This window comes from Chitinophaga sp. W3I9 (assembly GCF_050434025.1).
Taxonomy (GTDB): domain Bacteria; phylum Bacteroidota; class Bacteroidia; order Chitinophagales; family Chitinophagaceae; genus Chitinophaga.
Window position 1 is genome coordinate 4,659,689 of record NZ_JBNPWC010000001.1, and the last position, 24,319, is coordinate 4,684,007.

The 24,319-nt window shown below is 46.7% G+C and carries 25 protein-coding genes; 12 read left to right on the forward strand and 13 right to left on the reverse strand.

Translation table 11 applies throughout. From position 1 onward, the window contains the following. The first annotated feature begins 110 nt into the window (after positions 1-110). On the forward strand, positions 111-1,190 hold the full coding sequence (recF, locus tag QFZ51_RS19030) for a DNA replication/repair protein RecF (protein WP_429048031.1): 1,080 nt from the start codon (positions 111-113) through the stop codon (positions 1,188-1,190). 81 nt (positions 1,191-1,271) lie between these two features. Continuing rightward, positions 1,272-1,559 carry a DUF721 domain-containing protein gene (locus QFZ51_RS19035; protein ID WP_370913117.1) on the forward strand — a complete coding sequence of 96 codons (288 nt, stop codon included), beginning with the start codon at positions 1,272-1,274 and terminating at the stop codon, positions 1,557-1,559. A gap of 3 nt (positions 1,560-1,562) precedes the next feature. Here the strand turns inward: QFZ51_RS19035 and QFZ51_RS19040 are convergent, their stop codons facing one another. The 6 genes from QFZ51_RS19040 to QFZ51_RS19065 all read right to left on the reverse strand — a co-directional run bounded on the left by QFZ51_RS19040 (position 1,563) and on the right by QFZ51_RS19065 (position 6,042). Continuing rightward, positions 1,563-2,072, reverse strand: a complete 510-nt coding sequence (locus tag QFZ51_RS19040) for a DUF4252 domain-containing protein (RefSeq protein ID WP_429048033.1) — start codon at positions 2,070-2,072, stop codon at positions 1,563-1,565. Positions 2,073-2,090: 18 nt separating this feature from the next. Then, positions 2,091-2,612 carry a DUF4252 domain-containing protein gene (locus QFZ51_RS19045; RefSeq protein WP_370913119.1) on the reverse strand — a complete coding sequence of 174 codons (522 nt, stop codon included), beginning with the start codon at positions 2,610-2,612 and terminating at the stop codon, positions 2,091-2,093. 34 nt (positions 2,613-2,646) lie between these two features. Next, positions 2,647-3,120 (reverse strand): hypothetical protein, encoded by a 474-nt coding sequence (locus QFZ51_RS19050; protein WP_370913120.1) that lies wholly within the window; start codon positions 3,118-3,120, stop codon positions 2,647-2,649. Further along, positions 3,110-3,625, reverse strand: a complete 516-nt coding sequence (locus tag QFZ51_RS19055) for an RNA polymerase sigma factor (protein WP_370913121.1) — start codon at positions 3,623-3,625, stop codon at positions 3,110-3,112. The genes QFZ51_RS19050 and QFZ51_RS19055 overlap by 11 nt, the downstream gene beginning before the upstream one ends. A gap of 272 nt (positions 3,626-3,897) precedes the next feature. After that, positions 3,898-4,953: an ABC transporter permease gene (locus tag QFZ51_RS19060; RefSeq protein WP_429048036.1), complete on the reverse strand. Its 1,056-nt coding sequence runs from the start codon at positions 4,951-4,953 to the stop codon at positions 3,898-3,900. Between the two features lie 6 nt (positions 4,954-4,959). Then, positions 4,960-6,042 (reverse strand): BT_3928 family protein, encoded by a 1,083-nt coding sequence (locus QFZ51_RS19065; RefSeq protein WP_429048038.1) that lies wholly within the window; start codon positions 6,040-6,042, stop codon positions 4,960-4,962. A gap of 261 nt (positions 6,043-6,303) precedes the next feature. Here QFZ51_RS19065 and folP point away from each other — a divergent pair, with 261 nt between their 5' ends. Together folP and QFZ51_RS19075 are read left to right on the forward strand one after the other, a co-directional pair. Continuing rightward, positions 6,304-7,170 carry a dihydropteroate synthase gene (gene folP / locus QFZ51_RS19070; RefSeq protein ID WP_429048040.1) on the forward strand — a complete coding sequence of 289 codons (867 nt, stop codon included), beginning with the start codon at positions 6,304-6,306 and terminating at the stop codon, positions 7,168-7,170. A gap of 24 nt (positions 7,171-7,194) precedes the next feature. Continuing rightward, positions 7,195-8,007: a diadenylate cyclase gene (locus QFZ51_RS19075; protein WP_370913125.1), complete on the forward strand. Its 813-nt coding sequence runs from the start codon at positions 7,195-7,197 to the stop codon at positions 8,005-8,007. Between the two features lie 81 nt (positions 8,008-8,088). Here the strand turns inward: QFZ51_RS19075 and QFZ51_RS19080 are convergent, their stop codons facing one another. Both QFZ51_RS19080 and QFZ51_RS19085 read right to left on the reverse strand, forming a co-directional pair. After that, positions 8,089-8,964 (reverse strand): FKBP-type peptidyl-prolyl cis-trans isomerase, encoded by an 876-nt coding sequence (locus tag QFZ51_RS19080; protein ID WP_370913126.1) that lies wholly within the window; start codon positions 8,962-8,964, stop codon positions 8,089-8,091. 38 nt (positions 8,965-9,002) lie between these two features. Beyond that, the gene (locus QFZ51_RS19085) at positions 9,003-10,007 is read right to left on the reverse strand and encodes a DHH family phosphoesterase (protein WP_370913127.1); all 1,005 of its coding nucleotides are present in this window, start codon (positions 10,005-10,007) and stop codon (positions 9,003-9,005) included. Between the two features lie 165 nt (positions 10,008-10,172). Here QFZ51_RS19085 and QFZ51_RS19090 point away from each other — a divergent pair, with 165 nt between their 5' ends. Together QFZ51_RS19090 and xerD are read left to right on the forward strand one after the other, a co-directional pair. Next, positions 10,173-10,589 carry a nucleoside-diphosphate kinase gene (locus QFZ51_RS19090; protein ID WP_079471943.1) on the forward strand — a complete coding sequence of 139 codons (417 nt, stop codon included), beginning with the start codon at positions 10,173-10,175 and terminating at the stop codon, positions 10,587-10,589. 432 nt (positions 10,590-11,021) lie between these two features. Then, the gene (gene xerD / locus QFZ51_RS19095) at positions 11,022-11,921 is read left to right on the forward strand and encodes a site-specific tyrosine recombinase XerD (RefSeq protein WP_370913128.1); all 900 of its coding nucleotides are present in this window, start codon (positions 11,022-11,024) and stop codon (positions 11,919-11,921) included. 118 nt (positions 11,922-12,039) lie between these two features. Here the strand turns inward: xerD and QFZ51_RS19100 are convergent, their stop codons facing one another. After that, a complete protein-coding gene (locus QFZ51_RS19100; RefSeq protein ID WP_429048043.1) occupies positions 12,040-12,930 on the reverse strand; it encodes a hypothetical protein in 891 nt (296 codons plus the stop codon). Positions 12,931-13,414: 484 nt separating this feature from the next. Here QFZ51_RS19100 and QFZ51_RS19105 point away from each other — a divergent pair, with 484 nt between their 5' ends. From QFZ51_RS19105 to QFZ51_RS19125, 5 genes are all read left to right on the forward strand, one after another. Next, positions 13,415-13,828, forward strand: a complete 414-nt coding sequence (locus QFZ51_RS19105) for a hypothetical protein (protein ID WP_370913130.1) — start codon at positions 13,415-13,417, stop codon at positions 13,826-13,828. A gap of 218 nt (positions 13,829-14,046) precedes the next feature. Continuing rightward, positions 14,047-14,553, forward strand: coding sequence for a hypothetical protein (locus QFZ51_RS19110; RefSeq protein WP_429048045.1), 507 nt, complete (start codon positions 14,047-14,049; stop codon positions 14,551-14,553). Further along, a complete protein-coding gene (locus tag QFZ51_RS19115; RefSeq protein ID WP_429048047.1) occupies positions 14,540-15,349 on the forward strand; it encodes a sensor histidine kinase in 810 nt (269 codons plus the stop codon). The genes QFZ51_RS19110 and QFZ51_RS19115 overlap by 14 nt, the downstream gene beginning before the upstream one ends. Before the next feature lie 118 nt (positions 15,350-15,467). Further along, on the forward strand, positions 15,468-16,124 hold the full coding sequence (locus tag QFZ51_RS19120; protein ID WP_370913133.1) for a response regulator: 657 nt from the start codon (positions 15,468-15,470) through the stop codon (positions 16,122-16,124). Between the two features lie 19 nt (positions 16,125-16,143). Beyond that, positions 16,144-16,995 carry a DUF2911 domain-containing protein gene (locus tag QFZ51_RS19125; RefSeq protein ID WP_370913134.1) on the forward strand — a complete coding sequence of 284 codons (852 nt, stop codon included), beginning with the start codon at positions 16,144-16,146 and terminating at the stop codon, positions 16,993-16,995. Positions 16,996-17,165: 170 nt separating this feature from the next. Here QFZ51_RS19125 and QFZ51_RS19130 read toward each other — a convergent pair whose 3' ends face one another. The 4 genes from QFZ51_RS19130 to QFZ51_RS19145 all read right to left on the reverse strand — a co-directional run bounded on the left by QFZ51_RS19130 (position 17,166) and on the right by QFZ51_RS19145 (position 21,675). After that, a complete protein-coding gene (locus QFZ51_RS19130; protein ID WP_429048049.1) occupies positions 17,166-18,788 on the reverse strand; it encodes a sodium:solute symporter in 1,623 nt (540 codons plus the stop codon). Positions 18,789-18,873: 85 nt separating this feature from the next. Then, positions 18,874-19,005, reverse strand: a complete 132-nt coding sequence (locus QFZ51_RS19135) for a hypothetical protein (RefSeq protein WP_429048051.1) — start codon at positions 19,003-19,005, stop codon at positions 18,874-18,876. A gap of 3 nt (positions 19,006-19,008) precedes the next feature. Next, on the reverse strand, positions 19,009-19,185 hold the full coding sequence (locus QFZ51_RS19140; RefSeq protein WP_370913137.1) for a hypothetical protein: 177 nt from the start codon (positions 19,183-19,185) through the stop codon (positions 19,009-19,011). Positions 19,186-19,197: 12 nt separating this feature from the next. Next, positions 19,198-21,675, reverse strand: coding sequence for a PIG-L family deacetylase (locus QFZ51_RS19145; protein WP_429048053.1), 2,478 nt, complete (start codon positions 21,673-21,675; stop codon positions 19,198-19,200). Positions 21,676-21,910: 235 nt separating this feature from the next. Between QFZ51_RS19145 and QFZ51_RS19150 the strand changes: the two genes are divergently transcribed. Further along, positions 21,911-24,280: an ABC transporter permease gene (locus QFZ51_RS19150; protein WP_429048054.1), complete on the forward strand. Its 2,370-nt coding sequence runs from the start codon at positions 21,911-21,913 to the stop codon at positions 24,278-24,280. The last annotated feature ends 39 nt before the right edge of the window (positions 24,281-24,319 follow it).

The following is a 24,319-nucleotide window of genomic DNA, read 5'->3' on the forward strand; positions in this document are numbered from 1 at the left end:
TTTGCATTTATTTGCACGGGAATCACAGGGAAGTTCCCATTAGAGCGGTTTTTTATCACTTATACAATTGATAATTTTCGCATATTATTATTTACGAATAATCTTTTTCTTTGCTTTATATAAATAAAATATTACTCGTCCAGTTCAAAAATTACAGCCAGGCGGCCTTTTCCTTCGGGCACAGGATCGTGGGCATCACCGGCCGCAACGGTGCCGGCAAAACAAACCTGCTGGACGCCATCTACTACCTTTGCTTCACCCGCAGCTATTTTACCAGCAGCGAAAGTCAGAATACCCAGTACCTGACCAACGGCTTCCGGCTGGAGGGCTATCTTGAAAAAAATAACCAGGAAGAAAAAATTGTCTGTACCCTCAAAGAGGGCCGGAAAGAAATAAGCCTTAACGACGACCGGTACGACCGCTTTTCCCGGCACATCGGGCAGTTTCCCGCCGTAATGATAGCCCCGGACGATGCGGACATCATCCTGGGAGGCAGCGAGGAAAGGCGTAAATGGCTGGATAGTCTCCTCTCCCAGCTGTATCCCGAGTACCTCGACCACCTCATCATCTATCAGAAAATATTATTACAGCGGAACACGCTCCTGAAAAACATGGCCGCTACCGGGCAGAACCAGGATAGCCTGCTGGATGTATTCGACCTGCAGCTGGTGATGCATGGCGTACCGGTGTACGAAACCCGGAAAGCCTTTCTGCAAACCTTTATTCCGCAGGTACAGCGCCTGTACGATTATATTGCCGGCACCCACGAAGTGGTAAATATCCAGTACCAGTGCACCCTGCAGGAAGAAGATTACGCGGTGCAGCTGCACCAGTCGAGATACCGCGACATGCAGTTACAGCGCACCACTACCGGTATTCACCGCGATGACCTCCTTTTTTTGCTGAACGGCCACCTGATGAAAAGCAGCGCTTCACAGGGACAGCGCAAAAGCTTTTTGTTTGCACTTAAGCTGGCACAGTTTGAAGTGATCCGTCAGCATAAAAAATTCCCTCCGCTCCTGTTGCTGGATGATATATTCGAAAAGCTTGACCAGGAAAGGGTGAGCCGCCTCATTGCCCTGGTTGCCAGCGATAATTACGGCCAGGTGTTCATTACAGATACGCACGCAGAGCGCCTGCAAGAGGCATTTGCAGGCACCGGCGAGGCCATACAGCTGATAACAATATAGCTTTTAGCTTTCCTCCGTAAAGTTGATCACCAAAAGCTAAAAGCCCATCACAGAGAACCAAAAAATCACTAGCTTCGCACCATGCGTCATGGAACCACCAGTATCGGAGATGCGCTCCGGGAATTTATGAATAAGAGCAGGATGAAACCCCGTCTCACGGAAGTACGCATCCAGGAAAACTGGGAGAAACTGATGGGTAAAACTATTGCCCGCTACACACAGAGTATCCAGCTGATCGATCATACACTGATCGTTACAACTACCGTGGCGCCGCTAAAACAGGAACTAACTTATTCGAAAGATAAGATCATCAAGCTGGTAAATGAAATGCTCGGGGAGAACATTGTAAAGGAAGTGATGATCCGGTAAGTATCAGTTGGAGGCAAACTGGTGAATCAGTTCGTTGATATCGCTCATTTTCAGGGTAGTTTGCAGGTTGACGATCAAAAAGTCATTTTCGTCCTGCACCAGCATCACCACATTACCCAGTTCATCGTCTTTTCCTTTGTTGAGTATATGGATCAGGCTTCCCTTTTCCCTCACTTCCATCAGCAAATCAAAATTTTCATTCCGTTGCAGGTTGCTTTTCAGATCGGCGATATCGTCGTTGCTCACTGTGCCGCCTTTCACGTTAGAGATGGTGTACATCTTTACTTTGCGCACATTTTTAAGCGCATGTTTCATCGCCTGGGCATCTGCATCTTCACTATCAAACGACAAGCATAAACTTCCAAGCCGCATAGCAAAGTTGCCAAAGCTGATGGTATGTGTTTCGGCGCTTCCCCTGTACTTGTTACGGAACTCCCGCAGGCATTTATCCTGGGCCTTTACAGCGGTGGCAGACAAAACGATACAACTGGCGGCAATGAGTAATGATTTCATGGGGGTGGTTTTTAAAAGTTATTTCTTCTTCACATTTTTTAGTTTATCCATTCCCTGGATATTCACGCCGTTGGCGATCTGTGATATTTCATTGAGGTCCATGGTGCCCACGAGGCTCATGGCCAGGAACTGATCGGAACTGCCTACCAGCATGACCAGTTCATTGATATTTCCTTTCGCATCTTCTTTGACGAGGAACTTCAGGTCGCTGTCTTTGTCGCGTACCGTCATCAGCTCTTCAAAATCGCTGCCCAGGAAGGCGGCGGCCTCTTTGTACAACCGGGGACCATCTTTGGTGGTTTCCTTTGTAAGGATACGGAGTCCTTTCAGTTTCTGGATCACCTTCATCATGTTTTTGGCATCCGCGTCGCCGGCATCTACTTTGGCGAACATGCTGAACATTTTGGGGGTAATGGTGATCACTGTGAAACTGCGATCGTTCTCGTACTTCTGGAAAAACCGTTCTATAACGCTTCCCTGCTGCGCGAAGAGGTGAAAACTGGCAAAGACTGCCAATAGTAATAACAAGAATCGTTTCATCTTTCTAAATTTATATCAGGTTTTAAAATGGCCGTTAGTCTTCCTTGCCTTCTACCACAGCAGTAGCTTCATTGAAATAAGACAGCTGCTGCATCTTTGAGGTGCCTTTGTGCAGGTTTTTAGCCAGCAGCTGTAAAGCCCTTTTTGTTTCGTCCAACGCTTTCTGCGGATCGTTCAGTTCCTGCTGCTCCAGGGCTACCAATACCTGTTGTTCACGCTGCTGGTGCTGTTTGAGAGCATAACCGATGCCTACCGCCACCATGATCACAGCTGCATACTTCATCCAATGCCGCCAGGGCGAAAGCTTCACCACTTTTACCGGCGGCGCCTCCCATACTTTTTCCGCCTCCCGGTGAAAATAGCCGAACAGGGGCGCTGCTTCCTGCAATACTTCTGGCAGGGCTGAATGTGGTGTACTGAAAAAATCCCGCAACACCGCTTCCTCTTCGAGGGAAGTTTCTCCTTCCCAGTACTTTTCCACCAATACAGTGATTTCTTTATAATCCATATACCTGCAGGTTTTGTAGTTTCTCGCGTACCGTTTTACGGGCACGGTGCAAATTCACTTTAACGTCGTTCATGTCTATATCGAGTATGTCGGCGATCTCCTGGTAGGAATGCCCGTCGATATCCCTCAGTTGAAGGATGGTGCGGTACTTTTCCGGCAGGGCGTTGATAGCCACATGCACTTTTTCCATTACATCATTCTGTTCTGTTACCGCATGGGGACTTTTCTGCTGCGTTGCCGGCAGCTCTCCTGCCCTGTCCAGTTCATCAGACATCCGGTATTTCCTGGCTTTGATTTTATCCAGGGCCAGGTTGCGGGTGATGCGCATGCACCAGGCCTCCATGTTTTGCAGTTCCGCCATCTTCTCCTGCATGTCCCAAACTTTCATCAGGGCATCCTGGGTGATATCCTGCGCGTCTTCCTCGTTGCCCAGCAGGCGGAACGCAAAGCGGTAAAGCTTTGGCCTGACTGGAACTACCTGGGTAAGGAATCGATCTAATGACATGCAGAATAGTGCGTTTTGAAAGAAGACGACTGTAAAAAGAAGATGTTACAAAGATGCTGATATTTTTTTTGCGGAGTTTGTCTTTCCCGCTGATTACGCTGATTATACTGATTACCTTGATTTTTTTTTGATTTTACAAAAGATTTTAAATGATTCGGGGAGATATAAGCGAAAATATCCGCTCATATCTCCTAAAATCCTTTAAAATCAAAAATGATCAAATCCCTAAATCAGTATAATCAGCGTAATCAGCGGGAAAGACAACATCCGCGTTAATCCAGTTTGATCCGCGGGTCGATGAGCGTATAGAGCAGGTCGGCCAGCAGGTTGACGATCACGAAGATGCCGGCCGTAAAGAGGATGGCTCCCATTACCACGGGGAAGTCGAATTTATCCAGCGCCTCCACGGTTACTTTGCCGATGCCTTTCCAGCCGAAGATGTATTCCACGAAGAAGGCGCCTGCCAGCAGTTCGGCGAACCAGCCGGTGATGGCGGTGATCACCGGGTTGAGGGCGTTAGGTAATGCGTGCCGCCAGATCACTGTGGAGCTGGAAAGGCCTTTGGCGTAGGCCGTGCGGATATAATCCTGGTGCAGTACATCCAGCATGGCGCTGCGCGTGAGCTGCACGATGATGGCCAGCGGGCGGATACCAAGAGTAATAGCCGGCAGCACCAGGTTGCGCAGGTTAAGTACCCTGCCTTTGAACGGATCCACATCAAACAGGTTGCCGGACATATGCAGGCCGGTATAATCGCTGAGTACAAAGCCAAAAAGATAGGCCAGCACGATGCCTGCAAAAAATGAAGGGGCGGAAATTCCCGCCACACTGGCGAATACTGCACCAGTATCCATCCAGGTATTTTGCTTTACCGCCGATAATACGCCCAGGGCAATGCCGGTGATGGTGGCAAACACCATCGCAGCTATGGCCAGCAGCAACGTACCCGGCAATGCCTCCATTAAAATATCCCACACCTGTTTTTTGCCCTGGTAAGAGCGGCGGAGATAGGGTGCTTTCAGCACCAGGAGTTTATCCTTTGATATATGCGCCACCGTTAGATAGCGGAGATTTTCATCCGCTTCCTGTTGGGTGTGGACTCCAACCGGCAGCAGGTCGTTCAGGTAATACAGGAACTGCGTCCCCACCGGCTGGTCGAGATGCAGTTCCCGGCGCACGTTTTCCAGGGAGGCCACATCGGCCCGCTGCCCCAATGTAAGCCGTGCCGGATCGCCGGGCAGCACATTGAACAGGAAGAATACCAGCACCACTACGCCGAGCAGTACCAGCAATCCGTATCCGGTTTTACGAAGCAGAAAACGAAGCATATATTATTATGGTATATCGTTATAGTGCCATTTGCCTTTGATGGTGCCTTTGTTCAGCAGGATCAGGGCAGGATTACTTCTGCCGGCGGTTTTAATGGCTACGCCATCCATCTGCACAAATGGAAACTCCAGGCCATGTTGTTGTTTGAAGGCAGTAATTTCTTCTTTGGTGGAAGCGGTTACTCCATATATAACTACCTGCTGGTTTTTCCATTGCTGTTGCAGGGCTTTTATTTTTTCGTCCCATCCGCTGCCGGCCTTTTGAGTATTCAATACCAGGAAGAGATATACCGGTTTGGTTTCAGACAGGATGGCTTCCGTTTGGTTCACCCCATCGAGATCAGTGAGAATGAAATCCTTGATGGCCGGTTCTGCGTTTCCTTTCTTCACCAGTTTATCTTTACGGTCCACAAACTTCCAGGTACTGTCTGACCACGGGTAATTGTCGGCAGTAAATTCTTTCTTCTGCCCATCCTTTTCATAAATGAAGATCATCTCATACACGTCTGGCGTAGCGCCCGGCGGCAGTTTCATCTTCTCGGGAATATTATTACCTACTTTATACGGCAGGCAATCGAAAAGCGGAAGGTGTTTTAAAGTATACCGCTGGATACCGAAAGCGAATAAGGCCGAGAGCAATAGTACTGCACCGGCTCCTTTAAAGAGTGGCTGTATGGTGTTCCGGTAAAAGAAGATCACGAGGATCATCACCAGCAGGATCACATCTTTCCAGAAGGTTTCCTCGGCGGTGAGTTTGATACAGTCGCCGAAGCAGCCGCATTCACGGATGGTACCGCTGAATAATGCGTACCCGGTAAGGAAGGTAAAGAATATAATGAGCAGCAACAGCAGCACGGAAAAGACCCTCATGCGGTAGCCGATGAGCACTGCTACGCCGGCAATAATTTCGAAGGCATTCATGATAATAGAAAATGCCAGGGAATAGGGAGACAGGAAGGTAAGGTGCAATACCTCGAAAAACTCCTCCATTTTATAGCTGAGTCCTAACGGATCATTGGCTTTAATCAGACCTGAGAAAATGAATAACACCCCAACGATTATACGTAACAGGTTAAGGATAATCTTCATAAAATAGTTTAATGGTTAAGTGATCCGTGAAGATAAGAACAATCAGGGTTTACCTTCCCGGGAAATTGATGAGCGTATCTGAAAGTGAGTTGACGCGCGCCAAATCTATTTCTGAAATTGAACTGCTAAATTCCTAAATTCGGCAATGATTGATTTTCCTTCTTAGATTTGCAGGCAAAATAAAGAATTTCGGGTAAAAGGCCGGAACTATGTGAAAATTCAGGAGCAAGAGCCTGCATGCTAACTTCTTAACGCATTCAAATGAAACCAGACCATATCCCCGTAACAACAATGTCTTCACCGGTAATAAATTGCAGGGGGCAATTGTTATCCCTGTCTACCCCTGCTGTAATGGGTATTATTAATGTTACCACCGATTCTTTTTATGAAGGCAACCGCATGCATGAGCTGCACCAGGTGATGGAGAAAGCGAAGCAACACCTGGAGGAAGGGGCTGCCATACTGGATCTGGGCGCACAGAGTACCCGCCCCGGTGCGGAGATGGTGGGACCGGAAGAAGAGATTCACCGGCTGCTCCCGGCGATACATGCCATTTTGAATAAGTATCCTTCCGCAATTATATCTGTAGATACCTGGTATGCTGCGGTGGCAGAGAAAGCGGTACATGCCGGCGCGGCTATTATCAATGATGTGAGCGCCGGGGATATGGATGCGGAGATGATTCCGGTTGTTGGTCAGCTGCAGGTACCTTATATTGCGATGCACATGCAGGGCAAGCCTGCCACGATGCAAAAAAATCCGCAGTACAACGATGTGGTGTCCGAAGTGCTCGATTACCTGAAGGAAAAGCTGGCGGCCTGCCGTGCCGCCGGTATAAAGGACTTTATTGCTGACCCGGGATTTGGTTTTGGAAAGACAATTGATCATAACTATGCCCTGCTGAAACACCTGCGCCTGTTTTATGATATACTTGGAGTACCTGTGCTGACGGGCATTTCCCGTAAGTCGATGATCTATAAACTACTGAACATAACCCCGGCCGATGCCTTGAACGGCACTACTGTATTAAACACCATAGCCTTGCAACAGGGCACCCATATATTAAGGGTACACGATGTAAAAGCCGCTGTGGAAGCGGTAAGGATTACGGAGAAAATGAACGGATAATTTAATCTTGCTATTTTTACAACTATGAAGGAAGTAATAGAATTTTATGGAGTTGAGTTTCGATGGCTGGATCTGCTGGACCTGCTGATTGTAATTTTTTTGATCATTCAGTTGTATCGTTTATTAAAGGGGAGTCTTGCTTTTAATATTTTCGTAGGCCTGTTAATGGTATATGCCGCATATTTCCTGGTGAGGGCGTTAAAGATGCCTATTCTCACCATTATCCTGCAAAACTTTATCAATGTTGGTATCATTGCGATCATCATCATTTTCCAGCCGGAGATCAGGAAGTTCCTGCTGGTGCTGGGTAAGAAAACGCCGCTGAGCAAGGACAGTTTTTTAACCAAATTGTTCCTGCCTGATAAGTTTAAGAGTTATAAAGAAGAAGAAAACATTATTAATGAAATTATTGTGGCGGTGAGCCGGATGCAGAGCACCTTTACCGGGGCTTTGATGGTAATTGCCACCACCTACCGTTTGAAATTTGATTCCGCGTCCAGTATTCCTATTGATGGAAACGTGAGTGCGAAACTCATTGAGAGCATTTTTGAGAAACACAGTCCCCTGCATGATGGGGCGCTGATCATTGTAGGCAATAAGATCCTGGCGGCCAAAGTGATCCTGCCGGTATCTGAGAATCCGAACCTTCCTACCCGTATAGGGCTGCGTCACCGGTCGGCGGTGGGCATTACGGAGCATAGCGATAACCTGGCGATCATTGTTTCTGAAGAAAGGGGGACGGTGTCTTATGCGATCGACGGGGTACTCACCCAGGATGTGTCGCTGGAAGACCTGAAAGTAAAGCTATACGAAGTGTTGATAGATGGATATGCCTGATCCGGGAATAAGCCACATAGCATAAAAGGAAAGCCCCCTGCCAAATGGCAGGGGGCTTTCCTTTTATGCGGTTATAATCAATTACTTACCGGGAGTAGCGAATTGAGAAGGAGCCGGAGCGCCTGCTTTAATATCTACTAACTCTACGTTAAATACGAGGACAGAGTTTCCAGGAATTACCGGAGGACTTCCCTGTAAGCCATAAGCCAGTACAGAAGGAATTACCAGGGTAGCTTTGGAACCTTTTTTCAGGCCGCTTAAACCAGCATCCCAGCCTTTGATCACGAAGCCGCGACCGATAGGGAACTTAATGGGTTCTAAAGGCATGCCCGGGCGCATAGTTGAATCCTGGCTGGAATCAAATACTTTACCGGTGGTGAGCTTACCTGTGTAGTGTACATAAACGGTGTCACCTGGATTAGGTGTACTGCCTGTACCTTCCTGGGTTACTGCTACGTAAACGCCTTCAGCGTTTTTAGTGGCGTTGATCTTGTTCTTATCCAGGTATTCTTTAATAACTTTTTCGTCTTTTTCTTTCTGAGCAGCAGCAGAGTATTTGTTTTCTACTGCGAAAGTGATTTTCAGTTTATCACCTTTTTTACCAAATGGAGGACGCTCCTGGGCTGGTAATGAATCCCATGGAATGATAAAGGTTGCGCTATCACCTTCGTGGAGGAGGGCAATACCTTCCATCAGATCGTACTTATTCTGTGGTTTTGCCACCAGCACCGGAATTGCAGCACCTACCATTTTGCGGGAATCGCCCAGCAGGGAGTCATTGATACGCTGGGTAACATTCACCAGGGCAGTATCGCCTAATTTCAGTTGTGCTCCGCTGCCGGATTTGTGAACGATATACTCAATACCGCCCGGTGTTTTTTTAACACCTGTACCGCAACTGGCTAAAAGAAAGCCTAAAGCCGCAGTTGCAACTAAAAACTGATTGTTTTTTTTCATTTGATTGTATTAGTAGGTTGAAATACTTTATTTACAGTTTATTGTAAGAGGTCTTCGTTCTCTTCCACGGCTTTGATAAAGCGGTCCACTGTTTTTTCCAGCGGATCGGTGCTGCGGCCTCCGGAAGCGTTGAAATGCCCTCCCCCGTCGAAATATTTGCGGGCGAAGGTATTTACGTCGAAGTCGCCTTTTGAGCGGAACGACAGCTTCACTTCTGAGTTACGGTCAATGATCAAAGCGGCCATCTTGATGCCCTGTATAGATAACAGGAAGTTCACGAGTCCTTCGGTGTCTCCTGTCTGGAGGTCGAACCGTTTAAGATCGGAGTACGGGATGGCCAGCATGGCGGTATTATATTCATAGAACACTTCCATGCGGTTCAGCAGACTATGTCCGAGGAAGCGCAGGCGGTTTTCCAGGAAGTTATCATAGATCGCCTGGTGGATCACCTCATGTTTCAGTCCCCTTTCCATCAGGTCGGCTACCATACGGTGTACGGCTGCGGAAGTAGATGCAAAGCGGAAAGAACCTGTATCTGTTACAGTGCCGGCATAAATACACTGTGCAATTTCGAGGTTAATATACTGCTCATCTCCCAATTTATATATAGTTTCATAAACTAATTGGGCGGTGGAGCTGGCTTTGGTATCGCTTATGCCATACTCAAAGCTGGGCTGTGGCTCCAGGTGGTGGTCTATCAGGATTTTGATACAGTCCAGTTTTTCCAGGTGTGGCGCCAGGTTTTTAGTGCGGTAAAGCGCATTGAAATCCAGGCAAAACAGGAGATCGATGCCTTCCAGCGCCTGAATGGCCCGGTCCATAGAGGATTCGTAGTCAATCACGTCGTCGGCTCCTGGCATCCATTTCAGGAAATCCGGAAAATTTGTAGGTGAGATTACAGTTACCTGATGCCCTTTCTGTACTAAGTAGTGATACATTGCTAAGGAAGATCCCATGGCATCCGCGTCTGGCTTCTGGTGCATTGTAATCACCACTTTCTTAGGGCTCTCCAGCAAAGGCTTAATTTCCTCGATCGGCTTCATTAAAAAACTGTAATGTTAAGAGTTGATTTCCAATCACAACAAGTGGTTGAAACAGAAAACGAAGTGCGAAGATCTTTATTTGAGCCAGAATTTCAAAATTTTTTACCACTAAAGAAAATGTAATTACTTTTGCGGCCTAATCTGTAATTCGGAATTAAACATTATATGAGCAACAGAACATTTACTATGATCAAGCCTGATGCAGTAGCAAACGGGCACATTGGCGGCATTTTAAACATGATCAACGCTGCAGGTTTCCGCATCGTAGCCATGAAAATGACGCAGTTATCTACTGCTAAAGCAGGTGAGTTTTATGCAGTACATGCGGAAAGACCTTTTTACGGTGAACTGGTAGAATTCATGAGCAGCGGCCATATCGTAGCAGCTATCCTGGAGAAAGACAACGCCGTAGAAGATTTTCGCAAACTGATCGGTGCTACCAATCCTGCCAACGCAGAAGAAGGTACCATCCGTAAAAAATACGCAGAGTCTATCGGCCGCAATGCGGTTCATGGTTCCGACTCTGACGAGAACGCTGCTATAGAAGGTAACTTCTTCTTCAGCGGTCTGGAGAAATTCTAGTCCTGACGGGCAAAATCATTACAAAAAGGTCAGCTTCGAAAAGCTGGCCTTTTTTATTTGCCTTCAATATTTTTCTTAATGATAACACATTCATTTAGATTGATTTACACAATCTATAAGAAGTAACACTTTAGATATAATGCAAAGGCTGACAAAAAGGCGTAATCACATGCTTTTTAATGAAAATATGAGCCCCGAAAATCAGCAAAAATGAATGTTTTAAAGAGGAAAACAGATCCGTTTTACATCCTTATATACATTTCATTATCAAATAATTACAACAAAACTCCATCATCTTACTTTAAGTAAAACCACTCTCCTCTTTTTCACTCCAGAAACACCTGTTTTTCCTGATATTATTTTACCCCTGAAAGGATATTTCCCGGATAGCCGTGACCGTAGTTTTGTAAAAAGCTTTTAACTTGCCGGCATATGTGGGAATCATTCCGGAAACTGTTTAAAGGGTATTTAAGATTAGAGCGGTCTATGTCTGACCACTCCGTGGAAGCATATGTAAGGGACGTGGAAAAACTGGAGCAGTACCTCCTCGCTCATGGAAAAGAAAAGCTCCGGCCCCAGGATGTAACATTTGAGGACCTGCAGGATTGTGTGCAATGGATCGCCAAACTGGGAATGACTGCCAGCTCCCAGGCCAGAACTATTTCCGGCCTCAAAGCCTTTTACAAGTTCCTCCTGCTGGAAGACATGGCCCACGAGGACCCTACCCAACTGCTGGAAGCTCCGAAGATTTTACGCAAGCTGCCCGATGTACTCACCTTCGAAGAAATTGAAAAGATCATTGCGCAGATCCCCCTGGATACCGCGGAAGGTCACCGTAATAAAGCCATCCTTGAAACCATGTACAGCTGCGGCCTGCGGGTAAGCGAGGTCATTAACCTCCAGATCAGCCAACTCCACATGGACGTAGGATTTATCCGGGTAATCGGGAAAGGCGACAAAGAGCGGATGGTCCCCATCGGCAAAGACGCCATGCGCCAGATAGATATTTACCGGAGAAATGTTCGTATAGAGCTGCCCGTTAAGCACGGCCAGGAAGACACCCTTTTCCTCAACCGCCGCGGCGGCGCATTAAGCAGGGTGATGATCTTCCTTATTATAAAGGAGTTGACCCAAAAAGCCGGTATTCATAAAAATGTGTCGCCCCACACTTTCCGGCACTCCTTCGCCACCCACCTGGTGGAAGGCGGCGCCGATCTCCGCGCCGTACAGGAAATGCTGGGACATGAGAGCATTACTACTACGGAGATCTATACTCACCTGGACCGGGAATATTTAAGAGATACCCTCCTGCGTTTCCATCCCCGGTTTTGATACCGTAAACAAAAAACAGCTACCGGGGAAAGGTAGCTGTTTCATTTCTGCTGTTAGAAGGTCACAAACAATCGGGTAGTTTTTGCCATGATAAGGAAGGTGTATTCAAACAATCTTATTACAATAAGCTATGGGTTAGCAAGCGGTATTTATCCTGCTTGTTCTTCTTTGGGTTAGTAAGGGTGATCACATCACTGAACCAGTTGCCAATCTGGTCTGAGGCGCGTTTCACCCGGGACGGACGGTAAATTATATTCACATTGCTGCAGGGACCCAGGTCCTGCCGGTGGGGCATCCGGGCCATCTTCTCATCTTCCGCCCACAGTAATTCGTTATTCCTGTAAACTTTAAAGTACACATCGGGACCCAGGTTCCTGCGTCCGGGTATAATGGAGTGCAGGATGCCATTTGCAAGATGCTGCCTTGAAAAGTGCAGGGTGTAGCGTCCAGCTTCGTTGGTGTGCGCCTGCCCGATCAGTTTGCCGGTGAGCGCATTATACGCTTCCACTTTCAGATGGGGCTGTCCTGATGCTGCCATATGCGGTTTTACTACGCCGGTAATTACCCAGGCGCCCGCGTTGGCGTATATATTATGCCAGGTGGCGGCGGGGATAACATAAGCATATGCGCCTACGTAGCCGCCGCTGTTACGTTTCCAGTGCAACACCAGTTTACTCAGGTGGAAGTTACGGGACTGCTTTGTACCGTTCTTTCCCGGCAGCTGATCCAGGCACAGATCCAGTTCCAATGCTTCGGTGAACAGGTGTACTTCATTCCACGAGAGGTTGAAGTTGCCTTTTTCATCCAGGGTGGTTTCCGCCAGTAACCGGTCGGCCTTCATCAGTACTTCCCGGGCCGACAATGGTTTCATGTCGTTAAAAATTCCGTGGGGCTGATCTGCCGCCTGCAATACAGCAGGGAGGTAAACCCGGATCCGCGCATTTGCCAGGGGCTCTACGCAATCGTTACAAATAAGTGCAGAGATGTTTCCGATTAATAGGTAACTCATAATTTTATTTTTTTTAAAGAAAAAAAAAGGGGTTAACGAGCATCACCTGATGAATTGATTCTGCATATTACTAACCGAAAAAAACAAACATGGTAGAAAGGCCAATTACTATGAACTTTTCTGAGGACAATAGATTTAAAGCCGGTTGACAATACAAAGATTAAGAACTTTAAAGGAGTAGTCAAGCGTTTAACAACTGAAAAAAAGCTTTACGTATAACTACGCAAATTGAATATGGGAACTACGCTATTCACCTTTTGGTTGTTTTCCGGCAGGTAAAAAGTAATGCGTATAAATACGCATTCTGAAGTGAAGCCTACGGAATCCGCTCCCTTTACTTAAGATGATAAAACCGCTCAAATGCAATAGCACATTCAATTCCACCTGCGTAAAAACACAGTTTCGGGTTACATTACCGGTTGGTGGCCGGATTGTATATGCGATTATTTGTAATAATTTTACTGCAAACTAAAACTTACCCACAATGAATGATTTTCCAAAAAGGCCGATCCCTTCGGATACCGGCGCTTTCATTTCACTTGAAGAAATGACCACCCTTACAAAAAATCACGATGAGGATCATGTAAATCAGAAGTCCTTTGGTACCCATGTTAAGGCGATGTGTTTTGGTAAAGACAAAATTATTGAATTGCTGGACCAACCCGGGGCAACAGCTCTGAGAATCTATTATGGTATTAAGGTAGATACTGACGGAGATGGAATAAAGGAAAAGAAAATGATCCTGGTAGCCGTTGATGAAGAAGGTAATGACATCCTTCCCACAGAAACCACCAATGCAGGCCCCGGTGGCGTGGTATCCAAAGGCGCTATGGCGAAAATACTTGATTCAGGATTACCCTGCCCCGAATATTGTACAAAACCCGGAGGAAAAGGATAAGTGATAAATAATATCATCAACAAAGCCATCTCGTGAATGTAACTTTATTTTTTACTATTTTTTACAGCATGGTGGGGATCGAAGCACTGGTCTTGATCCCCTTCCTTTTAAATTATAAGTCCCTGGACTTCTCGTCCAGGTGCATATTTTTTTACATTTTGAGCTGTATTTTTTTTGCAGGAGGGTCTGTTCTGGTAGAACGGTATATCGGGAACAACATGTGGTTCTTCAGCCTCATGCACTTTATCCAGTTTGTGATCCTCTCTGTATTTTTTTACCGGAGCATCTCTAACCCCACTATGAAAAACATTGTGAAGTATATGCCTTTACTACTACTGGCAATATTTATATTTGACCTGTTTTTCATAGAGGGGGTACGCGCCTTTAATTCCATTTCATCGGGCGTTAAGCAACTGGTAGTACTTACCTATGGTCTATATCTCTTTTTACAACTGCTGAGGGACAGGAATCTCATAGAAAAATCGATATACATTGATTCTTTGCCGATATTCTGGTATAATTCAGGGATCTTTATCTTTGCCTGTACTGAATTTCTATTTTGCATCAGCTATAACCACTTACAGGCGCTTTTCACCACCGGTGTTGCCAGAATGGGTATGACCATCGCAATACTGAGTATCAATTATATTGTTGGAATGATATCAATGATTCTTCTTTATATTGGGTTCTCTAAGATCAAAAAACTAAGACATGCGAATTATTGATGTTATTGTAATTGGTACTACAGTAATGTTAATGCTGGGAGTCATTGTGATATTGCTGGTAATGCTCCAACAAAAAATGGTTATCCAACATAAACTTGATATACGTGACAAAGACCTTCAGCTCCAACGGGAACGCCTCATCGCAGTACTCCAGGGCCAGGAACAGGAACGTAAAAGGATTGCGGAAGACCTGCACGACGAAGTGGGCGCACAACTGTCTGTGCTGAAACTCAACCTCGGAGGTCTTCAGCCCCTGCTGAAAACCGGCAACGGTGAAACAGAACGGCTTAAGGAAACCAAGGACTTTACCGATACCATTATACAACAACTGCGGTTCATCTCCCAAAGCCTGCACCCCCAGGCATTGGAAAACCTGGGCCTGGCACATGCGCTGGACTCCTTCTGCAACCTGATGAACAAAAACAAACAGGTAAAAATAGCATTTAAAACAGCCGGCAACGGGCAAACGGTAGACCGCGAAAAGGCTTTAAACGTTTACCGTGTGGTGCAGGAACTGATCAATAACATCCTGAAACATGCGCAGGCAACGGATGTACTCATCACCTATCAAACCACTCCGTCCCTTCTTACCGTTACCGTGGAAGACAATGGTAATGGCGCTTTGCTAACCTCTCTGCCCGCTTCCCGTGCCAAAACAGGCAGCCTGGGACTTAAAAATATTGAAAGCCGCCTCAATATTATCGGTGGAAATATTAACTTCACTCCCGGAACACCACAAGGTACCATTGCTACGATAAGTGTAGAGAATTATCAGACACCTGCACAGAATAGTTGATACTTATGTTGTTTTATTGCTAAATTGCCATCCGGTTGTGTTGAACCCGCTTGTAACGACATGACTCATAGTAATTTATTCTGAATAAAATAATAGCAAATCTTCTAACTGTCCACCTATGGCACACATAAAAGTGGCCATTGCTGATGATCACAAGATCTTCCGCAGTGGAGTCATAAACACACTGATTCCTTATGAAAATATCAGCTTCGTTTTTGAAGCCGACGATGGCCTGCATCTGCTGCAGAACATGGAAACACAACAGCCGGATGTTATCCTGATGGATCTGAAAATGCCCAATATGGACGGCATTGAAGCCACCATTAAGGTAAAGGAAAAGTATCCCGACGTAAAGGTCATTATACTCACCATGTATGAGGACGACAACTTCATTGTCCATCTGGTGGAAAACGGCGCCAACGCCTACCTGTTGAAAAATGCGGAACCGGAAGAGATCTATGAAGCCATCTGTACTACCTTTGAAAAAGGATTTTATTTTAATGATAACGTAAACCTGGCACTGCTTAAAAAGGTATTACACAAAAACAAACAACAATTTAAGCCAACACTAAAAAATGAAATCCAGCTCAATGACCGGGAGCAGGAAGTACTGAAGCTAATCTGCAATGAACTGACTACCCAGGAAATTTCCGAACAGATTTTCCTAAGCCCCCGTACTGTAGAGGGGATCCGTCAAAAATTACTTGAAAAAATCAACGTTAAAAACAGCGTTGGTCTGGTACTGTATGCATTCCGTAACGGATTAATAGAATAGTTTTAAATACCCACCAAATATGAGTACTATCAGAACCTTTGCCGCTACAGCGGGCGCTATGCTGCTCTTGTATGCCGGCACTACCCTGGCCCAGGGCATTAAAATGCCTGCGCCAAGTCCTACGCAAACCATTAAACAGGACTTCGCTTTATCCAATATAGAGCTGAGCTACTCCCGTCCGCTGAAAAACGGCCGCGTTATCATGGGCGACCTGGTCCCTTATGGTAAAGTATGGAGAACCGGCGCCAACAGTGCTACCACCGTTACTTTCGGTGAAGACGTAATTTTCGGCGGCGTACCCGTGAAAGCTGGTAAATACGGTTTGCTTTCTATTCCAGGCGCTCAGTCATGGACCGTTATCCTGACCAGCAGCCTCGATGTAACCAGCCCTGCTGCTTACAAACCAGAAAACGATGTGGCCCGTGTAAACGTAAAACCGGTAGCTACCCCTTTCAGCCAGGAAAGCTTTACCATCGGATTCGAAAATGTACGTTCCAACTCCGTGGTACTGGCCCTCAGCTGGGATAAAACCAAAGTACCCGTAGTGATAAAAGCGGATATCGACGATAAAATCACCGCCCAGATCAACGATGCCATGCAGAACGCCGAAAAGAAACCTTACTTCCAGGCAGCTGTATATTACTATGAAAGTGGTAAAGACATCAACAAGGCGGTAGAATGGATCAATGAGGCAGCTACACAAAGCCCCGACGCCTTCTGGATATGGTACCAGAAAGCCCGCATCAACGCGAAAGCTAAAAACGTGAAAGTGGCGAAAGAAGCAGCGCAGAAGTCAATAGAACTGGCTACTACTGCTAAAAACGACGACTATGTAACGTTGAACAAGAAGTTACTGGCTACGTTAAAATAGCGCGGAGGTTGTCTGACTCAGGATTACGCTGATTATACTGATTACCTGGATTTGATCACTTTTGATTATAAAAGATTTGGGGAGATATAAGCGGATGATCCGCTTTATCTCCCCAATCTTTTATAATCATTTATAAAATCAAAAAAGTAAAATCCAGGTAATCTGTATAATCAGCGTAATCCTGAGTCAGACAACCTTCGCGTATTTACAAAATACTGGAAGATCCAACCCAGTAATACTACCAGCAAGCAGCCGATCGCATTCAGCCAGAGGAAAGACACCGTGCCGGTCCAGTAAATTACCAATACCACAATTTCTCCAATGATGGCCGCCCAGAAAGTAGCTGTGCCTCCTACCCGCTTCAGGTAAAAAGCTACCATGAAAATACCGAGGATCACCCCGTAAAACCAGGAGCCAAGCACGTTCACCACTTCTATCAAACTACCCAGGCTGCCGGCAAACTGCGCTACCACGATACAGAATACACCCCAGATCAATGTCCACAGCTTGGATATTTTCAGATAATGATCTTCTGAAGCATGTTCGTTGTACAATCGTTTGTACACGTCTATCACCGTGGTGGACGCCAGCGAATTCAGCGCCGCAGCAATACTGCCCCACGCTGCCAGGAAGATGATGGCAATCAGCAATCCCACCAGTCCTTTCGGTAAGCTGTTCACTACAAAATGAAGGAATATATAGTTGGTATCATTGGTGTCTGCGGTAGGATCGGATGCCTTGATGAGTGATAATGCCTGGGTTCTTACCAGCTGCGACCGATCATCGGTTTGCTGCAACGCTTTTTTTGCGGAGGCAATCTGTGTGTGGTTATCTGTTTCGAGTGCAGCAGCCAGTTGCTTTACCTGCTGCTGTTTTAAGGTTCCCAGCTCATTGTACTGGTCTTCCAGTTTCAGCATCGCCGGGCCCTGTTCGGTTTTATGCACCCTTGCCAGCTGTGCTTCATTGAAGAAAATCGGCGCACGGAAATACAGGTAAAAAACAAATACCAGGGCGCCTATCAGCAGGATCAGGAATTGCATGGGCACCTTTACAAGACCATTCATCAGGAGGCCCATACGGCTTTCTTTGATTGATTTTGCAGTAAGGTAACGGCCTACCTGCGACTGGTCCGTACCAAAGTACGACAGCGCCAGGAAGAACCCTCCTATCACCCCGCTCCAGATGTTGTATTTATCCTGCCAGTCAAATTTCGTAACAATCACATTCAGCTTGTCCATTTTTCCCGACACCTGCAACGCCTGCTTAAAACCAATATCGGCCGGCAACAGGTGAACGACCATCCAGCCCGCGAGGAACATACCTCCGAAAATGATGGCCAGCTGGAATGTTTGTGTGTAGGCCACGGCTCGGGTACCGCCTGCCACCGTATAAATGATCAGCAATCCGCCCATGATCATATTTGTCCAGTACAGGTTCCAGCCCAGTAAAGAAGACAAAATAATAGAAGGTGCACAGATACTGATACCGGTAGATAAACCGCGTTGGATCAGGAACAGGGAGGACGCGAGGGTACGGGTTTTCAGGTCGAACCGTTGTTCCAGGAATTCATAAGCCGTATATACTTTCAGTTTATGGAAGATGGGTACAAACGTGATACAAAGCACTACCATCGCCAGGGGCAAACCAAAGTAATATTGCACAAAGCGCATCCCATCCGTATATGCCTGGCCGGGCGCTGATATAAAGGTGATAGCGCTGGCCTGGGTACCAATGATCGACAGCAAAATGATATACCAGGGCATTGACTGGTTATCCAGGAAATAACTTTCCATGTTTCGCTGGCCACGGCTTTTCCAGACACCATAGCATATATGATTACAGTGAGGGTACCGATCAGTACCATCCAATCTAAAGGACTCATGAAAACGTTTTGGTGAATAAGTAGAAGAACGCGACCAGTAACAGCAACCAGGCTGTTACCAATACGTACCACCACGTCCATGACGGGAACAATGGCGGCTTTTCTTCCTGCAGGTTATCTGCTGCCATAATTTAATCGTTTGAGTTGCTTTTAGTCCACATGCTGCTGGTCAGCAGTCCCAACGCAATACCGATGATCAATCCCACCTGCACGCGCTTGATGGTAAATCCGATCAGCAAACCGAGGATAATACAAAAGCCAGCGGCGATCTTCAGCCTGGGACGATTTTCTTGATGCTTCTTACTCATTGTCTTTCATCCCTATTTTACAGAAATCAGGTTTACAAATAAACGATAGGCGCCGGGTACGCCTGCAGGCAGCTGCCTGAAAAATGATAAGCCGGTGTACACATAGGCTCCTTTACCGTAATGAGCAACGAGGGTTGATCCATCGAGCGGTCCTTCCCCTTTGTCGTTCATGCTGAAAGGCTTATCATAAGCTTTGTCTGCATTAGCGGTGTAATACAAACCTCTTTCCTGTACCCAACCGTTAAAATCGGCGGCAGTAATTTCATTTGGATAATGCAGCACCGGATCTTTCGGGTTGTTAAATGTTACAGCGGCATTTTCATCCGTTACCCGGTCGCGCGACAATCCAAACGGATACGGTCCCAGGTTGCCTGTTACCAGCGGACCATTCACGTTGTACTGGATCACCAGTTTGCCGCCGTTGTTTACGTATTCCATCAGCTTCGGCTGCCAGTATTTCATACGTGCGTTTACGTTATAAGCGCGCACTCCGGTGATGATGGCATCGTATTGCTGCAGGTTACCGCCCATAATATCTTTTTCACCCAGTTCGGTTACATCGTATCCAACCTGGCGGAGCGATGCTGCCACCATGTCGCCTGCACCGGGAATATACCCGAGGCGGTTGCCGTTATGTTTCAGGTTAACGGATACCAGCCTGGCCTGCGCTGGTGGAAACAGGGTGATCAGCGGAATATGATCATAGCGGATCTGCTGTAAGCTCTGCGTATATTCTTTACCGTTACAGGTCATTACAACCGTGAGGGTATCTGCATGATTTTCCGCTACACCTTTAACGGGTTTGATATCAAACCGGAGTTCCACCTCATCTCCTTTCTGTTTTAAGCTAAAGGGCTGGCTGTTGCCATCGGTGAAGCCGGCGGGCAATTGCAGACGTACAGTTCCCTGTACGTTATCAGCCATCGCGCGGAGCTTCACAGGTACCGACTGTGCTTTGGTATCTGTAAAAATATATACCTGGTTGCTGAGATCGGCTACTACCGGCGGCGCTATCACCAGCGGCTGATACAGCTCTCCCTTTACAGGGTCGGTATATTTATATTGTAAAGGCCGTGCAATGGTAAATGGTTGTCCGCCGATAGTCAGGTGGATTTGCGCCTGCAGTGCAGGAATATTTTCAGGATTGCCCACCAGCAGCGGATCATTGATGATGTAAGTACCTACCGGGTGCGCGTCTGCCAGCCAATAAGGCTGCGACTCCGGCGTGCTGGCGGGTACCTGCATTGTTTTGGAGATGCTGGTGAATTTATTAAAGGCCAGTGGTTGCTGATCGCCTGCATTGGTATTGCCGGGCAGATCAATCTTATCCAGCGTTATTTTTACCGGCCCCCTGTTGATCAGTTGCACGGTGGCTTCCATATTGGTTCCGGGCACTACGGTAGGTGAAGTGCTGTAGGCTTCTGCCCACAGGCCTGCGCATGCGTAGATCAGTTGCTCGGTTTCTTTCAGCTTCAGATCACGCCAGTACCCTTCCGGTAATGAGCGGATGGCGCTGCGTATTTCCAGCAGGGCGGGCACGGAGGCCGCAGGATCTTCCATATTGTAGGCCGCGAGGGCGGCGTCTACCAGGGCGCCTACTTTGTTGCCGCCGGGAATCCTTGTCCAGCTGGTATTGATATCGTCGAGTAAACTGTTTTTGGGTGTGTTGCCTTTAATCGTCAGGAAATATTCCTGCGAGCTGCCCCTGGCTGCCGCAACGCCAAATCCCTGGCTTTTGTGCTGGGAGCGGCTTTCGGCGGCAATCTCACCAAAGCCTTTTCCAAGCAATGGATTATAGGCGCCTACATCTATTTTAAACTGATCGTCGGAGGTAGTGTTGACATTACCGAAGCTGAAGGTATTCCAGAGGATCCGTTTTGCCTGCCAGGGTTTTACCCGTGTCAGCTGTTCGGGAAAGCGTTTGGGATCGGCTGCGGCGCTATAGGCTTCCTCCGCCAGCATGGCCGAAGCGGTATGATGTCCGTGTCCGGCGCGACTGTCGGCCGGGAAGCGGCAGATGATCACATCCGGTTGAAATTTGCGGATCATATATACTACATCTCCCAGGATCTGTTCCCTGTTCCAGATGGTAAATGTTTCCTGTGGATTTTTGGAGAAGCCAAAGTCCTGTGCACGGGTAAAAAATTGTTCTGCACCATCGATGCGGCGTGCCGCCAGCAGTTCCTGTGTACGGATCAGGCCCAGTAACTCGGACTGTTCATTGCCGACCAGGTTTTGCCCGCCATCACCGCGGGTGAGCGACAGGTAGCCGGTGCGATATAGTTTTTCCTTTGCCAGGTAACCGAGCAAACGGGTGTTTTCGTCGTCAGGATGGGCGGCAATGTACAATACGCTTCCAAGCGTATCTAACTTTTTCAATTGCAGTTTTATGTCGGCTGCGTTCCATACAGGTGAAGGCTGTGCCAATGCGGGTAAACCCAATGCTGCCAATAAAATTATAACCAGTGCGGTAGATCGTCTTATAAACATTTGTTGGTACGTGAATTTACAGATGGCCAAAAGTAATAATTAATTAGTGGGACGGGAAGATAAATATGATGAACGTAGCAGAACGCAGGATCGCAGTATCTTCAATACATATACGAACAGTAGCTGTATCAAAACCGAACAGTTTAAATATATTCTAAATATACATTCTTTTGGTTTATAGTGGTCCCGGTCAGTGGCATCTCCTTTGGGCAACACGAACCACATATTCTCTGCTATGATAAAAAACTACCTGAAGGTTGCCTGGCGTAATCTGATCAAAGACCGCCGGTTTGCTTATCTCAATTTAATTGGTTTATCTACAGGGCTTGCATGTGCGCTCCTGATCTATGTTTGGGTACAGGATGAACTGAGTATCGACAAATTTCATAAAAACGACGCCACCCTTTTCCAGGTATTGGAAAACAGAGTACAGGCGAGCGGTATCTGGACGGCGAAATCCTCTCCTGTACCAATGCCCGAAGCGCTGAAAAAAGACATGCCCGAAGTGGAGTATGCCGCCTATGTCTCTCCCGTGAGGCAATCCACACTTTCTGTAAAAGATGATGTTGGCATAAAGACCAAGGGTAAATATGCGGACAAGGATTTTTTCAATATGTTCTCTTTTGATCTGATGGAAGGAAATCCAAACCAGGTGCTGGCTGATCCAATAGCTATTGTGCTATCTGATGTTATCGCTACAAAATTGTTTGGCACTACCGAAAATGTGATCGGCAAAACGGTCGACTTCCAGCATGAGCAAAAATTTGTTGTTTCTGGTGTGTTTAAAGTACCTGATCAACATTCATCGGAACAGTTTGATTTTGTTTTACCTGTCCGCATGCTGAAGATGATAAAGGAAAACGCTGATGAATGGGGCAATACAGGATACTACACGTTTATAACGCTAAAACCAGGCACCAACATCAACAAGTTCAATGCTAAAATCGCCAACTACATTAAGCTTAAAACGAACAATGAGATTACCTACCGCACGCCATTCATTCAGCGTTATTCAGAGAATTATTTGTATGGCCGCTTTGAGAACGGTATCCAGGTGGGAGGCCGGATAGATTATGTACGGCTGTTTTCCATTATCGCCATTTTTATACTGGTGATTGCCTGCATCAATTTTATGAACCTCTCTACTGCAAAGGCAGCCGGAAGGGCAAAGGAAGTAGGCATCAAAAAAGCGATGGGCGCCGGCCGGGGTGTACTTATGCTGCAATACCTCGGGGAATCTATGGTAATGGCTTTTGCATCGCTGCTGATGGCCATTTTACTTGTGTTCCTGTTGCTGCCGGTTTTCAACAATCTTACAGGGAAACAACTCTCGTTGTTCCATTTTGATACCGCACTGATATTATCAGGACTCGGCATTACATTCTTTACCGGTTTAGTGGCAGGTAGCTATCCTGCGTTTCATCTTTCAGGGTTTAAGCCTGCTGCCGTGCTGAAAGGAAAGATCAATGGTTCTGTGGGGGAACTGCTGATCAGGAAAGGATTGGTGGTGTTTCAATTTTCCCTCTCCATTGTACTGATCGTTGCGGTGTTGGTGGTGTACCGGCAGATCAGCTTTATCCAGACAAAAAATCTGGGTTACGACAGGGACCATGTAATTACGTTCGCGAAAGAGGGAAAACTGTCACGGAACGAGGTAAGTGAACGTTTTCTTGCTGAGGTGAAAGATATACCGGGAGTAAAAATTGCTTCTGGTATGGGGCATGGATTAACCGGTCATAGCAGCGGTACCTCCGATGTAGTATGGGAAGGAAAGGATCTGAAAGATGAAACCGAATTTGAAGTGGTGGATGTAAATTATGACCTGCTGAAAACGCTGGATATTAAGATAAAAGAAGGCCGGGATTTTTCACGCAACTTTGGCGCTGACACCTCCATGATCATCTTTAATGAAGCCGCCATAAAATTCATGGGGATGAAAGACCCTGTTGGAAAATCCGTTAAACTGTGGGGTAAGGATATGCGGATTGGAGGAGTTGTGAAGGATTTTCATTTTGAATCCCTGCACGAAGAGGTAAAGCCCTTGTTTTTTGAGCTGTCTCCGGAAAATGCCAACCGGTTTATGATTAAAGTAGAAACAGGCCGGGAGAAAGCGGTGATTGCCAGATTACAGGAAATGTACCTGCAAATGAACCCGGGGTTCTCTTTTGATTACAAGTTCCTGGATGAAAGATACCAGACCTTATATGCCGCAGAAAACCAGATCTCCCGGTTGTCCAGATACTTTGCCGGTCTTGCTATTCTCATTTCCTGTCTTGGTTTATTCGGACTGGCGGCCTTTACAGCGCAGCGGAGAAATAAAGAAATCGGCATCCGGAAAGTACTGGGCGCCACTGTAGGTACTATTGTGATGATGTTGTCGAAGGATTTCCTGCGACTTGTATTGATCGCTATGCTGATTGCTTTCCCGGTGGCCTGGTGGGCTACCACGCAGTGGCTGAAAGGGTTTGCCTATAGTATCCGTATAGACGCCGGGATATTTGTAGTAGCGGGTATTTCCATTATCCTGCTCACCTTCCTGACCATCAGTTTTCAATCGGTAAAGGCTGCATTGGCTAACCCCGTGAAGAGTTTGAAGTCAGAATAAATAGAAAAGTCCCGGTGAGAACCACCGGGACTTTATTTC